The organism is Qipengyuania xiamenensis (genome assembly GCF_019711495.1).
Lineage (GTDB): Bacteria > Pseudomonadota > Alphaproteobacteria > Sphingomonadales > Sphingomonadaceae > Qipengyuania > Qipengyuania xiamenensis.
Map to the genome: position 1 here is coordinate 82593 of NZ_JAIGNM010000001.1, position 14323 is coordinate 96915.

General features: G+C 62.5%; 13 protein-coding genes. 8 read left to right on the forward strand and 5 right to left on the reverse strand.

The genetic code is table 11. From position 1 onward, the window contains the following. The first annotated feature begins 71 nt into the window (after positions 1 to 71). A complete protein-coding gene (locus K3165_RS00475; protein WP_221546925.1) occupies positions 72 to 1742 on the forward strand; it encodes a sensor domain-containing diguanylate cyclase in 1671 nt (556 codons plus the stop codon). Here K3165_RS00475 and K3165_RS00480 read toward each other — a convergent pair. Beyond that, positions 1734 to 3161: a glutamate ligase domain-containing protein gene (locus K3165_RS00480; RefSeq protein ID WP_221546926.1), complete on the reverse strand. Its 1428-nt coding sequence runs from the start codon at positions 3159 to 3161 to the stop codon at positions 1734 to 1736. The genes K3165_RS00475 and K3165_RS00480 overlap by 9 nt on opposite strands. Positions 3162 to 3203: 42 nt before the next feature. On the opposite strand from K3165_RS00480, the gene K3165_RS00485 reads away from it, so the two are divergent. From K3165_RS00485 to K3165_RS00515, 7 genes are all read left to right on the forward strand, one after another. Next, positions 3204 to 4040, forward strand: a complete 837-nt coding sequence (locus K3165_RS00485) for an LD-carboxypeptidase (protein WP_247713841.1) — start codon at positions 3204 to 3206, stop codon at positions 4038 to 4040. A 40-nt stretch (positions 4041 to 4080) separates the two neighbouring features. Next, on the forward strand, positions 4081 to 5019 hold the full coding sequence (fabD, locus tag K3165_RS00490; RefSeq protein ID WP_221546927.1) for an ACP S-malonyltransferase: 939 nt from the start codon (positions 4081 to 4083) through the stop codon (positions 5017 to 5019). Beyond that, positions 5019 to 5771, forward strand: a complete 753-nt coding sequence (fabG, locus tag K3165_RS00495; RefSeq protein WP_221546928.1) for a 3-oxoacyl-[acyl-carrier-protein] reductase — start codon at positions 5019 to 5021, stop codon at positions 5769 to 5771. The genes fabD and fabG overlap by 1 nt, the downstream gene beginning before the upstream one ends. Before the next feature lie 9 nt (positions 5772 to 5780). Then, positions 5781 to 6305 (forward strand): hypothetical protein, encoded by a 525-nt coding sequence (locus K3165_RS00500; RefSeq protein ID WP_221546929.1) that lies wholly within the window; start codon positions 5781 to 5783, stop codon positions 6303 to 6305. A 157-nt stretch (positions 6306 to 6462) separates the two neighbouring features. Then, positions 6463 to 7587, forward strand: coding sequence for a DNA polymerase III subunit beta (dnaN, locus tag K3165_RS00505; protein WP_221546930.1), 1125 nt, complete (start codon positions 6463 to 6465; stop codon positions 7585 to 7587). A gap of 5 nt (positions 7588 to 7592) precedes the next feature. Then, the gene (locus K3165_RS00510) at positions 7593 to 8000 is read left to right on the forward strand and encodes a hypothetical protein (RefSeq protein ID WP_221546931.1); all 408 of its coding nucleotides are present in this window, start codon (positions 7593 to 7595) and stop codon (positions 7998 to 8000) included. 66 nt (positions 8001 to 8066) lie between these two features. Further along, a complete protein-coding gene (locus K3165_RS00515) occupies positions 8067 to 9146 on the forward strand; it encodes a DUF2855 family protein (protein WP_221546932.1) in 1080 nt (359 codons plus the stop codon). On the opposite strand, the gene K3165_RS00520 is transcribed toward K3165_RS00515, so the two are convergent. The 4 genes from K3165_RS00520 to K3165_RS00535 are packed head-to-tail and all read right to left on the reverse strand — an operon-like array spanning position 9143 to position 14280. Beyond that, a complete protein-coding gene (locus K3165_RS00520; protein WP_221546933.1) occupies positions 9143 to 10153 on the reverse strand; it encodes a zinc-dependent alcohol dehydrogenase family protein in 1011 nt (336 codons plus the stop codon). The genes K3165_RS00515 and K3165_RS00520 overlap by 4 nt on opposite strands. Continuing rightward, positions 10150 to 11901, reverse strand: a complete 1752-nt coding sequence (locus K3165_RS00525; protein ID WP_221546934.1) for an N-acyl-D-amino-acid deacylase family protein — start codon at positions 11899 to 11901, stop codon at positions 10150 to 10152. The genes K3165_RS00520 and K3165_RS00525 overlap by 4 nt, the downstream gene beginning before the upstream one ends. A gap of 60 nt (positions 11902 to 11961) precedes the next feature. Then, on the reverse strand, positions 11962 to 13443 hold the full coding sequence (locus K3165_RS00530; RefSeq protein ID WP_221546935.1) for an MFS transporter: 1482 nt from the start codon (positions 13441 to 13443) through the stop codon (positions 11962 to 11964). Positions 13444 to 13461: 18 nt separating this feature from the next. After that, positions 13462 to 14280 carry an alpha/beta fold hydrolase gene (locus K3165_RS00535; RefSeq protein WP_221548275.1) on the reverse strand — a complete coding sequence of 273 codons (819 nt, stop codon included), beginning with the start codon at positions 14278 to 14280 and terminating at the stop codon, positions 13462 to 13464. Between the last annotated feature and the right edge of the window lie 43 nt (positions 14281 to 14323).

The following is a 14323-nucleotide window of genomic DNA, read 5'->3' on the forward strand; positions in this document are numbered from 1 at the left end:
CGCTGGTTTGCCATCTCGCTTGCGCGGATAAGCCGTTGAAGCAATAGCAATGGCTGTCACCAGGGGGAGACGTGGGCCGAAGAGCGTTCGCATGGCTGTGGGGCATGCTGGCTGTCGTGTTGTGCGGCATCGCCACTCCCGCGTCTGCGCGCGATTACCATCTCGAAGACCTGCTGTGTGTCGGCGGCGCGGTGAGCGCCAGCGAGGCATTCGACCTGCCCGCCCATGCTCTCGACTGCAGCAATACGAGATTTGCCAACCGAAGTCCGTTCCTGCGGACCCATGCAGATGTCGTCGGACTGATCCCATCGGGGGAAGGCGCACTGTTCTGGCAGACCGACCCCTCGAGTTTCGATAGCATGCTGCTGCTCTTCACATACGACAATGGCGAGCAGCGGCTGGTCGACGTCGATCCGCAGATGGCTGCACGAAACTGGTTCGTACGCACCCGTTTCAGTGTGCCGGTGCCCGAAGTGGGCGCCGAACTGATCGCCATCGATGCTGTCATCGAGCGACCGCGGACCTATGCAACCGCTCGCGACGTCAGGCTTGTCGCGGTGAGCGAGGCGGTCGACCAGCAATATTCGAGGTCGCTTGTCTACGCGCTGATCTGCGGACTGCTGATCGCTCCGCTGGTGTTCGACCTGCTGTTCCTGCGCATGCTGCGATCGCGCTTCATCCTGTGGCACATGGGTCTTACCTTCGGTCTGCTTGGCTTCGTCTATTCCAATTCGGGACTGGTGTTCGCGTCCTTCCCCGATTTCCCGCTCGATGCGCGCTACCAGCTCAATACGCTGACGCTTGCCTTCGCGACCGCCTGTGCGGTGATGTTCGCGCTCGATATTATCGAGGAAGGCTTTGTGGCGGCCCGCATCCGCAAGGCCCTCATGGCGCTGGTCACCTTCATGCTGGTGATCCGCTTTGCCATGATGCTGGATCTCGAGATCTGGCGCATGAACGACCACAATCTCTATCTGTTCAGTATCCTGCCCGTTTCGCTCGCGCTCCTGGCGGCGATTTTCTGCGCGTTCAGGCGGGGAAGCCGCGTCGCGATCTACCTGCTGGCGGCATTTTTCCCGATCCTGGTCGGCGGAGTAATACGCCTGCTCATGGAGTTCACGGTCGTCTCCAAGGAATTCCCGATCGACGATCTGCTCTTCCTGGCAATGGTGCTGCTGGTCCTCGGAACTTCCGCGGCAGTGGGCGACCGTTTCATGGTGCTGCGTGTCGAACGGGACCGTGCACGCATCAATGCCCTCAAGATGCAGCGCATGGCGCATAGCGACGCGCTGACCGGCGTAGCCAACCGGCGCGCTTTCGACGCACTCGAACGGATCGAAGACGGCCAGGCACTCATCATGGCCGACATCGATCACTTCAAGGCGATCAACGATGCGATGGGCCATACGGTGGGCGATGCGGTCCTTGCCGATACGGCCGGGACATTCCGGCGGGCCTTCAGCAATGACAAGTCGGCGCGGATATACCGCCTCGGCGGCGAGGAATTCGCGATCGTGTTCGATTGCTGGGACCAGCAGACCCTGCGCGATACGGCAGAAGCGGTTCGCCGCAAGGTCGGTGGCGTCAAGAGGCGCCGCGAAGGCGACCTCCCGAATGTCACGATCAGCATCGGTGGCACGCTGGGGCGCGGCCGTTCGCTGGCGCGTGTTTACGAGGAAGCCGACAAGGCTCTCTACCGCGCCAAGCAGGCGGGCAGGAACCGCGTGGTCATCTCAGGCTAGGCGCGCAAATAGCCTGCGCGCGAATTCGGACAGCGTATCGTCGCGCGCACCCATGATGACGATCCTGTCGCCGGGGCGTGCGAGATTGACGAGCCGGTCCTCGATCGACTTGCGTTCCGGAATGTACTCCGCGACCTGACCGGCATCCTCGATCAGGCGCACGATCCGTTCGCTGCCTTCGCTGCGATCGACCGTGCCCCCGAAATAGACCGGGTCGCACATCAGCACGATGTCGTCTTCGGCGAGTTCGCGGGCGAAGACCTCGGCCAGTTCCGCGCCCATCTGGCGCAGCGGACCGTAGCCATGAGGCTGGAAGAAGGCGATGACGCGGCCGGGGTGAGCGCGCAGTGTGCGCAGGGTCGCGCCGCATTTCTCCGGATTGTGCCCGAAGTCGTCGATTACGGTGATGGCGGCGTGATTGGTGCCGACGATATCGAAGCGTCGTGCGAGCCCCTCGAACGATGCCAGCGCTTCCACCGAAGCCGATACCGGCACACCCGCCGCAGCCGCACCGGCAATCGCGGCGAGGGCATTCGACAGATTGTGCCGCCCGGGCATGTTCAGGCGCAGGGCGTGCTGGCTTCCGTCATGCCGGTCTACGACCATTGCAGCCTGGCGCACCGGCCCTTCCGCGATACTGCCGGGGACGATGCCGATCTGCGCCTTTTCCTGCTCGACGCCGAAGGTAATCGTTTCCTTCGCATGGGGCAGGAGGGCAAGCGCTTCGGCGTCGTCGGCATTGATGACCGAGATTCGGCTGCGCGAAAGATAGTCGCCGAACAGCTGGCGCAGCTCTTCCATGCTCTTGTGGTCGAGGCTGACGTTGAGCAGAACGCCGACCGCAGGCCGGTAGAGCGCAATGGAACCGTCGCTTTCGTCGACTTCGCTGACGTAGAGGCTTTGCCCGCCGACCACGGCGCTGGCGAAAGGGCGTTCCGGTGAGACGAAGTTCTTCATCACCGCGCCGTTCATGATGGTCGGTGCGCGCCCGGTGGCCTCCATGATCCAGCCGAGCATTCCGGTCACGGTCGACTTGCCACTGGTCCCTGCCACCGCGATCCCTGCGCCGCTGGTGTTGAACAGGATGGAGTTAAGTTCTGCACGCGTGAGGCGCAGGCAGCCGAGGTCGTTCGCCTTGCCGATTTCCGGCACGGTGTCCTCGATGGCAGCCGAGGCGACGACGATCTGGTCGCCTGAAATGATCCCGCTGCCATCCTGCGGATGAAGTTCGAAGCCCTGCTTTTCCAGCGCTGCGAATTTCTCTGGCGTGCGTCCCTGGTCGAAGCTGCGATCCGAACCCGCGACGGTTGCTCCGCGACCTTTCAGGATCTGCGCGAGCGGCAGCATTCCGGATCCGCCGATACCGACGAAGAAGAACGGACGGGTGAAAAGTTCATCGGGGCTGGGGAAGTCGGTCATTGCGGTCTCGCTATGCAGTTGTAAGCGCGATGACAAGCGGGCATGGTCCCATGCGTGCACCGACCCATCCGAAAAGTAGCCGTTTGCGCACCTGCCACGCCGCTCAAGCGCGAATATGCAGAGGCCGTCACAACTCTTGCTGCGACAGAATTTCCCGAAATCGATTTGCATTTCCACGAACAATGCTTCGTGGAGGAGGGGCACTTTGCCGGGTCGGACGAGGTCCGCCTCGAGGCCTTGCTCGAATGCGCGAATTCGCCGGATTTCGAAGCCGTGTGGTTTGCCAAGGGTGGGTATGGCTCGAACCGGATCGCGCCCGAATTTCTTGGCAAGGCGTCGTCCGAGGCGGGGCATAAAACCTACCTTGGCTATTCCGACTGCGGCACGCTGCTCGGCGGCCTCTACCGCGCCCGCATTGGTCGTCCCGTGCATGCGCCGATGCCGGTCGACATCAAGCGCGAGGGCGGTGACGAGGCGATCCGCCGCGTGCTGGGCTGGATGGGCGGCGACACCGAAGGGCTGGAGCAGGGGCTGACGGGCAGGCCGGCCGCCGCATTCAATCTCTATACGCTCGCCATGCTGGTCGGCACGCGGCTCATGCCTGCACTCGACGGGCACGAGCTCCTGATCGAGGAAGTCGGCGAATATGAATATGCCATCGACCGGCTCATGTTTCACCTCGTGGAGCACTTGCACGACGTCGCCGGCATCCGGCTTGGCGAGGTGACCGCCGTACCCGAAAACGACCGCCCCTTCGGCGCCGATGCCGAACAGATCGTGCAGTATTGGTGCGAGAAGAGCGGCATTCCTTACCTCGGCCGCGCCGCCATCGGCCATAGCTCTGCCAACAGGATCGTGCCCTTCGGTCTTGAGGCTTGAGCCGCTCGCGCCTAAGCGCGCTGCCGACAAGGAGAGTTACATGACTGCATTCATCTTCCCCGGACAGGGCAGCCAGAAAGTCGGCATGGGCGTCGATCTCGCCGAAGCCAGCGTCCATGCACGTGAGGTCTTCGAGGAAGTCGACGAGGCGCTGAAGCAGAAGCTGTCGTCGGTGATGAAGGACGGCCCCGAAAGCGAACTCACGCTGACCTCCAATGCCCAGCCGGCGATCATGGCGAATTCGATTGCCACCCTCCGCGTGCTGGAGAAGGAATTCGGGATCGCGCTGGCCGACAAGGCCGATTGCGTCGCGGGCCACTCGCTGGGCGAATACAGCGCGCTGTGCGCTGCCGGTGCCTTCGGCCTTGCGGAAACCGCCAAGCTGCTGCGCCTGCGCGGTATCGCCATGCAGGATGCCGTTCCCATCGGCGTCGGCGCCATGGCTGCGCTGCTCGGTGCGGATATCGAAAAGGCAACGGCGCTCGCAGAAGCTGCCGCCGAGGGCCAGGTTTGCGAAGTGGCGAACGACAACGACCCGACGCAGGTGGTCATCTCGGGTCATGCCGAAGCCATCGACCGCGCTATCGAGCTTGCCAAGGAACACGGCATCAAGCGCGGCATCAAACTGCCCGTTTCCGCTCCCTTCCACTGCTCGCTCATGGAACCAGCGGCGAAGCGCATGAAGATCGCTCTCGATGAAACCTCGCCGAGCGCATTCACCGTACCGCTGTTCGCCAATGTGACCGCAGCGCGAGTGACCGATCCGGCAGAAGAGCAGGCATTGCTCGTCGACCAGGTCACCGGCCGTGTGCGATGGCGCGAAAGCGTCCTCGCCATGCGTGAAGCGGGCGTGGAGCGCTTCGTCGAACTCGGCGGCAAGGTTCTCGGACCGATGGTCGGCCGGATCGACAAGGAAGCGACCACGGTCAGCCTCGTGACCATGGAAGACCTTGAGAATTTTGCGAAGGAAAACGGATAATGTTCAGCCTCGAAGGTAAAACCGCTCTCGTAACCGGCGCCAGTGGCGGTATCGGCAGTTCGATCGCCTATGCTCTCGCCCGCCAGGGTGCACGGCTGGCGCTTTCGGGCTCCAATGGCGACAAGCTGCGTGCCTTCCGCGAACAGCTGAACGCGGACACCGGCGGCGACCACGTCGAGATCACCTGCAACCTGTCCGACACGACGCAGGTCGAGGAACTCATCCCGGCAACCGTCGACACGCTCGGCAGCATGAATATCCTCGTCAACAATGCGGGCATCACGCGCGACAATCTCGCGATGCGCATGAAGGACGAGGAATGGGACGATGTGATCCGCATCAACCTCGAGGCGAGCTTCCGCCTGATGCGCGCCAGTGCGCGTCCGATGATGAAGGCCAAGGGCGGCCGCATCATCTCGATCACCAGCGTCGTCGGCCACACCGGCAACCCCGGCCAGATGAACTACGTCGCGGCCAAGGCGGGCCTCACCGGCATGTCGAAGAGCCTCGCGCAGGAACTGGCCAGCCGCAATATCACCGTGAACTGCGTGGCTCCGGGCTTCATCCGTACCGCGATGACAGATGCGCTCAATGACGACCAGAAGGCCGCGATCAACAGCCGCATTCCGATGGGCCGGATGGGCGAGGGTGACGAGATCGGCGCTGCAGTGGCCTATCTCGCCAGCGACGAAGCTGCATACGTCACGGGGCAGACGCTCCACGTGAACGGCGGCATGGCGATGCACGGCTAAGCCCAGGTCATGGGTCGCAAAATCCTAGCGTTGATGGCGCCGTTGATGGCGCTGGCAGTGCCCGCACAAGCGCAAGACGTGCCGATCGCGGATATCTGCATCGAGACCCCCGAAGCGGCAGAAGCTGGCGAGAGACTGCTGGATGCGTTTCTCGCTCGGATGGGGAAGGGCACTGAGGAAGTTGATCCAAGCGTTCTCTTTTCGGAGCACTACTCGCAGTGCTCGGCTGGTCTGGAATTGAGCGAAGATCAGGATACGCACTACCGCGAGCTGGTGCTTCACTCGCTCATAGCCCGCTCCAGCCGGCTGAGGCTGAAGACCAAGGGCGTGAGCGATGAGTTCGTCGAAGGTGTCCTCGATCTGGAACGGTCCGGGGTCGAAGGTGAAGCTCACACCGAGGCGCTCATGGAACTTTACCTGAGCGAAACCCGGCAGGGTAAGCTCAGCGCGGAAGCCGAAGAAGTCGCTGCCGAACTGCTCGCAATCCATTCCTCCGCGGTCATGGCCGTCGAGCGGCTTCGATCCGAGCCCTGAAGTTTTGCGAAAGTGATGGTTATCCCCAAGGGAAATCCGCGCTTTGGCGGGTGAACCTTGCCCGTCATGACAGCATGGCTAAGGTCGTTATCCGTATTCCGGCGCTTGTGGGGCGATTCCGGCCTTCACAACGCCCAAAAGGGACGAAAGAAGGACCATGAAGGCCACAATCGAACGCGCGACGCTGCTGCGCTGTCTCTCTCATGTTCAGTCGGTGGTCGAACGCCGCAACACCATCCCCATTCTCTCGAACGTGCTGATCGAGGCCGAGGGTGACGGGCTGCGCGTGATGGCGACCGACCTCGACCTGCAGGTCGTCGAGCACATGGATGCCGCCAGCGTCGAGAGCGAGGGATCGATCACCGTTTCCGCGCACCTGTTGTTCGATATTGCCCGCAAGCTGCCCGAAGGCAGCCAGGTCAGCCTCGAAACCGCCGAAAACCGCATGGACGTGAAGGCCGGCCGCAGCCGCTTCAAGCTGCCGACGCTGCCGCGCGACGATTTCCCGGTGATCGTGGAAGGCGACCTTCCGACCAGCTTTTCGCTTCCGGCAAAAACGCTCGCCGAGATGATCGACCGTACGCGTTTCGCGATCTCGACCGAGGAAACCCGTTATTACCTCAACGGCATCTTCCTGCACGTATCGGATGAAGACCAGCCGGTGCTGAAGGCCGCCGCGACCGACGGACATCGCCTCGCACGTTTCACGCTGGCGCGCCCCGAGGGTGCAGAGGGCATGCCCGACGTGATCGTCCCGCGCAAAGCCGTTGCCGAGCTGCGCAAGCTGCTCGACGAGAAGATGGACGGCGACGTCCAGATCGACCTGTCGGCCAGCAAGATCCGCTTCACGCTCGGCGGTGAAGGTGGCGTGGTCCTGACCAGCAAGCTGATCGACGGCACCTTCCCCGATTACTCGCGCGTCATTCCCACCGGTAACGACAAGCTGCTGAAGATCGACCCGAAGAGCTTCTTCGCCGGTGTCGACCGCGTGGCGACCATCGCCACCGAGAAGACCCGCGCGGTCAAGATGGGCCTCGACAAAGACAAGGTCACGCTGACCGTGACCTCGCCCGACAACGGCACGGCATCGGAAGAACTGGCTGCCGAATACGGCTCGGACGGGTTCGAGATCGGCTTCAATGCCGGCTACCTCAAGGACATCCTCAGCCAGATCGACAGCGACCAGGTGGAAATCCATCTCGCCGACGCCGGTGCTCCGACGCTGATCCGCAAGAATGACGACAGCCCGGCACTCTACGTGCTGATGCCGATGCGCGTCTGATCGCGATGAAAAATGCAATAATCGCGGCTGCGACCGGCCTCATGCTGGCGGCCACTCCGATGCAGGCGCAGGAAACCGCGCCTGCTCCTGCCGGGCCGACGATGCAGGACGATCTCGATTGCGCGATCTTCCTCGCTTACGTCCTCGGCACCATGGAACAGGCGCAAGCTACCGAAGAGGAAAAGACCGGCGTGATGGTCGGCATGATCTTCTTCATCGGCCGCTACGAGGGTGCCGGAGGCGATGATATCGAGGGCGCCATGGTGGAACGCTTCAAAGAATTCCAGCCAAGCGATCTCGACCGCCTGAGGATGCCATGCGCGGCGCGGATGGAAAGCATGGGCTCGCGCCTAATCAGCGCCGGGGATGCCATTACCCAGATCGAGAAGCGCCGGGCCAAGACCGGCCAGTAAGCGCGAATTTGGGCCTCGCTTTCGCTGGCCTGCGCACCTAGTGTCCCTTGCAAGAGGAGAGACGCTATGCAGCAGGTTCATGTCGAAAAATCACAGCTGACCAATGCCGAACTGGTCGACGTTGACGAGGGTAAACTCGCCGACGGCGCAGTGCGTCTCGCCATCGAGAGCTTTTCGGTCACGGCCAACAATGTGACCTATGCGGTCGTCGGTGACGGCTTCGGCTACTGGAATTTCTTCCCTGCACCTGAGGGCAAGGGGATCGTCCCCATGTGGGGCCATGCGAAGGTGGTCGAAAGCAACCACCCCGAATTGGCGGTGGGCGAGCGCGTCTACGGGTACCTCCCCATGGCGACGCATCTCGACGTGATGCCGGGCAAGGTGACCAAGGGCGGTTTCGTCGACATGGCCGAGCATCGCCAACCGATGAGCCCGATCTACAACCAGTATTCGCGCCTTGCCGCCGATCCCGAGCATGATCCTTCGCGCGAGGGCGAGCGGATGATCTTCGGCCCGCTTTTCAAGACGGGTTTCCTGATCGAGTACTTCATGCGCAGCGAGGACTGGTTCGGGGCAGGGCAGGTAATCCTCACCAGCGCCTCGTCCAAAACCGCCATGGGTCTCGCCAGCGTCGCAAAGCGCCGCTCGCCGCAGGTCAAGCGCATCGGCCTGACCTCGGCCGGCAATATCCAGTTCGTGAAGGACAGCGGCCTCTATAACGAGGTGCTCGCCTATGACGCTGTGGGCGACATCGCGGGCGAACCGAGCGTCACGGTCGATTTCGCGGGAAATGCGAAGCTGCTCGGTCAGCTGCATCACCACCTCGGCGACAACCTGAAATATTCCTGCCTTGTCGGCGCGACCCATATCGAAGAGCGCGGTTCGGGCATGGGTGGAGGCGGCGACCTGCCCGGACCGACGCCGACGTTGTTCTTTGCCCCGGACCACGCGGTTGCGCTGTTCAAGGAGCACGGGCCGGAGAAGGCAGGCGCAATGGTGGCCGAGAGCTGGCACGGCTTCCTCGAAGATGCAGGTGGCTCGATCGATATCGAGCGTCACACCGGACTCGAAGCGGCTCGCAGCGTCTTTGTCGAAATGCTCGGAGGCAAGATCGATCCCGCCAAGGGGATCGTGATCGAGCCTTAAATTTCGATCGCTATCTTTCCGAAGTGTCCGCCGCTTTCCTGATGGCGGAAGGCATCGGCGAGGTTTTCGAGCGCGAAGGTGTCACTGATTTCCGGGCGGATGCCGTTCGCCTCGATCGCCGCGATCATGTCCTGCTGCATCTTGCGGCTTCCGACCGTAAGGCCCTGGACCGTAAGGTTTTTCGAGAACAGCAGCGCGGTCTGCACCGGCCCTGCAAAGCCCGCAAGCACGCCGATTAGCGCCACATGGCCGCCGACACGGGTCGCCAGCATCGACTGGTCGAGCGTTCCCGCGCCGCCGATTTCGACCACGCAGTCGACTCCGCGGCCGCCGGTGATTTCCAGCGCCTTGGGTCCCCAGGCTTCGACTTGCTTGTAGTTGATGAGGTGGTCGGCCCCGAGCGCTTTCACACGCTCCAGCTTTTCGTCCGAAGAACTTGTGGCGATCACCGTTGCACCCGCTGCCTTGGCGAATTGCAGCGCGAAGATCGAAACGCCGCCTGTGCCTTGTACCAGCACCGTGTCTCCGGGCTTGAGCGTGTAATCCACGAAGAGGGCGCGCCATGCCGTCAGCCCTGCACAGGTCAGCGTCGCCGCCTCGGCATGGCTGAAACCGGCAGGCGCGCGGGTGAACCAGTGCGTCGGCGCGGTGATTGCCTCGCGCGCGTAACCGTCGATCCCGTCGCCCGGCACGCGGGTAAATGCGGTTTGCGGCGGTTCGCCGTCAAGCCAGTCGGGGAAGAAGGTGCTGACGACATGGTCGCCGACAGCGAACTCGGTCACCCCATCGCCGACGGCGGTCACCACGCCCGCGCCGTCGGACATCGGAATGCGCCCTTCGGTGGTAGGAATCATACCTTTCACGACCGCGTAGTCGTGATAATTCAGTGAGCTGGCCTTGATATCTACCGTGATTTCTCCCGCTCCGGGAGCGGCGGCATCGTCGATATCGACATAGGCAAGGGCATCGAGAGTGGAGGGCGTTGCGCCGGTGCGGATCGCCTTCATTCGGCAGCCTCCGCCAGCTCGGCACGCTGCGGCCCGCGGATCAGCCCGCCCGGGGTCTCGCCCGTCCATTCGCCCTCGCGGAAGGTGACTGCGCCGTTCTTGATCGTTGCGACATAGCCCTCCGCCTTCTGCAGCAGGCGTTTGCCGCCCGCCGGAAGATCGAAGGCGAGCCATGGCTTGCCGAGCTTGAGGCGTTCCATATCGATGATGTTGATGTCGGCAAGGTAGCCCGGTGCGAGCACGCCGCGATCCTCGAGGCCGTAGAGCCGCGCGGTATCGGCGCACTGGCGCTTGATCGCATTCTCGAGGCTGATGGTACCGCGCGAGCGGTCACGCACCCAGTGCTGCAGCATGAAGGTGGGCGAAGCCGCATCGCAGATCGTGCCGCAATGCGCGCCGCCATCAGACAGCGAGTTCACCGTATCGTCCGACTGCTGGAGATCCTTGAGAAAATCGAGATTGCCGTCTGCGTAATTGAGGATCGGAAGGTAGATGAAACCCTTGCCATCATCGCTGCACAGCAGGTCGTAGGCGTATTCATCGCCCGAAACGCCTGCTGCCTTGGCGCGTTCGAGAATGCTCTCGGCCGCGGTCGGTTCGTAGTTGAAGTCCGGGTCCATCTCGAACTGCATGTTCCAGCCGCCACACACGACCATGATTAGGCCGATGATGTCCTGGTTCACCTCGGAAAAGTCGTGCTGTTCGGCGAGCATCTTGGCCTTGAATTCGGGATCGAACAGCTTCGCTTTCTGCTCTTCCCACGGCAGGTCCTCGATCTCCTTCCAGCTCGGCTTGAGGCGGAAGGGATGCACGGTGCCCTGCCACGCCATGACGATGCCGTTTCCGCGCAGGGCGATCTGGGCGACGATGTTCGCGCCGTTGTCGTTCTCCGCACGCATGGAGGAAATCTGCTCGTCGAGCGGCATTTCCTTGGCGATCGACTGGAGTGCGGCGAAAGTGACGGGTAGGCCGGTTTCGCGGCTCATCTTGCCCATCCATCCGAATTCGTCCCATTCGCGCATCATGTCGCTGGCCATCTCGAAAACGCCGTGACCTGCGCGGCCCATGGCGCGCCCGATGGCGACCAGTTCCTCCGCAGTCGCAGTCGTGCCGGGCACGACCTCGCCATCGACATCGCGGTGGAGGACCGTGCGCGAGGTCGAGAAACCCAGCGCGCCTGCGCGCACGCCTTCCTCGACGATTGCGGACATCTGTTCGATATCTTCGTCGGTCGGGACCGCGCCGGGGCGCTCACGGTCGCCGAGCACATAGGCGCGCACCGAGCCATGCGGAACGTGGGTGCCGACATCGACGGTACGCGGCAGCTTTTCGAGGGCGTCGAGATATTCGGGGAAGGTCTCCCAGTCCCAGCTCATGCCCTCGGCAAGCGCGGTGCCGGGAATATCTTCGACCCCTTCCATCAGGCCGATCAGCCATTCGTGCTTGTCGGGCTTGGCAGGCGCGAAGCCCACACCGCAATTGCCCATCACGACCGTGGTCACGCCGTGCCAGCTGCTCGGGGCCATTTCCTGGTCCCAGGTCGCCTGCCCGTCGTAATGCGTATGGATGTCGACGAAGCCGGGCGTCACCAGCAGCCCGCTCGCATCGATCTCCTCAGCCGCATCGCCCGAAACGTTGCCGACCTGTGCGACAAGTCCGTCTTTCACTGCGATGTCTCCGGTGAAGCGCGGCTCACCGGTTCCGTCGACGATGGTACCGCCACGGATGATTAGATCGAATGCTGGCATGATGTGGCTCCTCTCTCGAAAGAGAAGGTTCCACATTGCAACCTATGAGTCCAGTACGGACTAGGCGGAGCGTTGCGGCATCCGGACAGTCAGCAGGAATCCCAAACCGATGAAGAAGAGCAGGTTGATCGAAAGCATGCCGATGCGCTGGCTATCCGACCACAAGGTGAAATACTCTACCAACAGCGGCCCCATCCAGACAGTGATTGTGCCCGCGATGGCATAAAGGCCGAAGAATTCCCCGCTGCGGCCCGGCGGTGCGAGGGCGACGAGCATTGTCCTGCCGGATGAAATGCTGGCCGTAATCGTCATGGCGCCGATGCTCACCGAGGCGAGATAGACGAGGTCCGACAGCGTTTCGAAGATCAGGCTATCCCAGATCACCCGGTTTTCGACGAGGCCGAGGAAGAGGCTCTGCTGGGTGATTGACAATTGGAAGAGACCAACGAGAACGATGGCTACTATCTCGAGTGCAAGCGCACGCTTCACGCCGATTTTGCTTTCCAGCCAACCACCGATGATACCGCCCAGAAACGCGAAGACACTTGCGAAGATCGCGTAGCAAAGCATCTCGAGGAAATTCCACTCGAGAAACAGCGCGACATATACCGCTCCAAGCGCGAGCGCGGCTGCCATGCCATCGGCATAGAACATCCGCGCGAGGAGGAATTTCATCAGCTCGCGATACTTGGCCGCCTCGCGCAGGGTTTGCATGACGCTTCGTGCGCCATCCCGGAAGGCGAGGGGCCAACTGGCTCCTGGCGTCCCGGGGTCCTTCGCGTTGAGGAAAAATACGATCGAGAAGCCGGCGAGCCAGACGGCGCAAATCGGCCCGGCGAGCCTCGCGTGCTCGAACTTTGCGAGGTCCACCCCGAACTGGGGTTCGGCAAATGGCCAGCCAATCAGTCCCGGCAGGACGAACAGCACGGCAAGACCGATAAAGATCAGCGAAGAAGCGAGATTGCCAAGCGCCAGGCCGAGGCCAGAGATCATGGCCAGTCGACCGGGTGAGCCAGCCACGCTCAGCATCGAATTATGCGTCACTTCAGAATAGGTGAAGGTTACATAGGCGGCCACGAGCAGCGCCATGATGACCGGCACCGAGAGGCCCCGTCCGCCCGGCTCGGCGAACCACAGCATGGCCGAACACAGGGTTATGGTGCCAAGGAAAATGGCGAGGATCGGTTTGAGCCTGCCTCCGCGATCCAGAGCGGCACCGAGGAAGGGCGCCGTGAGCGCGGCGATCAATCCTGCCCATTTGGTGACCGAGGCGATTGTGGCCTGTCCCTGCGCATTGGCAGAGGCCTTTGCCGCATTAGGCGCCAGGTGATCGAGCTCTCCACTCGCGAGGAGGTCGGCACCGATGATGTCGCGCGCGAAATAGGGCGCGAAGATGTAGATGACGATGAGGATGTAATAGGGATTGCGGGCCCATTCGAAGACCGCCCAGGCAAATCCCGTTTTTCCCAGCGCGCCGCCATCGCCGTGAGCCGGTCTCGCCGCCAGCGGACGGACGAGAGGGTCGGGCGCGGCGCTTTCCATCAGCCGCTTATGCCGTGATCAGGCTGCTGCACGGTCCTCGCCATCCGGTGCATCGAGGAATTCGCGAAGCGCTGCGACGCTTTCATCCGCGTGGGTCAGCAGGAACAGGTGGCCGCCGCCCTCGATCACCTCGAGGCGCGAATTACGGATGGCGGTGTTGAGGATCTTGCCATTGATCAGCGGAACGATCTGGTCGTCATCGCCCATCATGATCAGAACTTCCTTGCTCATGAAGGGCAGGGCGGGAAGGCTGGTCCAGCCGAGCATGGCGATGAGCTGGTAGAAATAGCCACGCGGGGAGGGCGGCTTGAGACGGCCGATATGGCTGTCCTTCTGGTGTGCCGCCCCGTCCTTGTCGACCCCGCCATAGAGCGTCTGGAAGTGCTCGTTCATGAACTTGGGGTCGATGTAACGGCGCGGGTTCGCCATTTTGGTGAGCGCAGCCGGATTGCCCGGCACCATCAGCATGCCTGCGGTGGTTGCGACGAGCACGAGGCGCCGGGTGCGGCCCGGATACTGGAGCGCATAGTGCTGCGCCATCGCGCCGCCCCAGCTGACACCCATCACGTCTACTTCTTCGAGGCCGAGACGATCGAGGATCTGCGTCGCCGTCCAGCTCATAGTGAAGGGATTGTAGGGGATGGTCGGATCGGGGCTTTCACCCGTGCCCGGCATGTCGAACATGACGAACGCTCGCTCGGTAAGCATTTCGGCAAGCGGTGCGACCGCTTCGATATTCGCGCCGATGCCGTTGAAGAACAACAGGGGAGGGTGGTCGCTCGGCATGTCGAGCCGCCAATGGGCCACCCGCAATGTACGGCCGCCAACGTCCATCATTTCGACCGTGGCGGTCATGTCGTTCTTCGTTTTTGCATTCACG

Excerpts from the sequence above, each read along its gene's own strand:
- K3165_RS00480 (WP_221546926.1), bottom strand. The coding sequence starts at position 3,161 with ATGACCGACTTCCCCAGCCCCGATGAACTTTTCACCCGTCCGTTCTTC.
- K3165_RS00485 (WP_247713841.1), top strand. The coding sequence starts at position 3,204 with ATGGTCCCATGCGTGCACCGACCCATCCGAAAAGTAGCCGTTTGCGCA.
- fabD (WP_221546927.1), top strand. The coding sequence starts at position 4,081 with ATGACTGCATTCATCTTCCCCGGACAGGGCAGCCAGAAAGTCGGCATG.
- fabG (WP_221546928.1), top strand. The coding sequence starts at position 5,019 with ATGTTCAGCCTCGAAGGTAAAACCGCTCTCGTAACCGGCGCCAGTGGC.
- K3165_RS00500 (WP_221546929.1), top strand. The coding sequence starts at position 5,781 with ATGGGTCGCAAAATCCTAGCGTTGATGGCGCCGTTGATGGCGCTGGCA.
- dnaN (WP_221546930.1), top strand. The coding sequence starts at position 6,463 with ATGAAGGCCACAATCGAACGCGCGACGCTGCTGCGCTGTCTCTCTCAT.
- K3165_RS00510 (WP_221546931.1), top strand. The coding sequence starts at position 7,593 with ATGAAAAATGCAATAATCGCGGCTGCGACCGGCCTCATGCTGGCGGCC.
- K3165_RS00515 (WP_221546932.1), top strand. The coding sequence starts at position 8,067 with ATGCAGCAGGTTCATGTCGAAAAATCACAGCTGACCAATGCCGAACTG.
- K3165_RS00520 (WP_221546933.1), bottom strand. The coding sequence starts at position 10,153 with ATGAAGGCGATCCGCACCGGCGCAACGCCCTCCACTCTCGATGCCCTT.
- K3165_RS00525 (WP_221546934.1), bottom strand. The coding sequence starts at position 11,901 with ATGCCAGCATTCGATCTAATCATCCGTGGCGGTACCATCGTCGACGGA.
- K3165_RS00530 (WP_221546935.1), bottom strand. The coding sequence starts at position 13,443 with ATGGAAAGCGCCGCGCCCGACCCTCTCGTCCGTCCGCTGGCGGCGAGA.
- K3165_RS00535 (WP_221548275.1), bottom strand. The coding sequence starts at position 14,280 with ATGATGGACGTTGGCGGCCGTACATTGCGGGTGGCCCATTGGCGGCTC.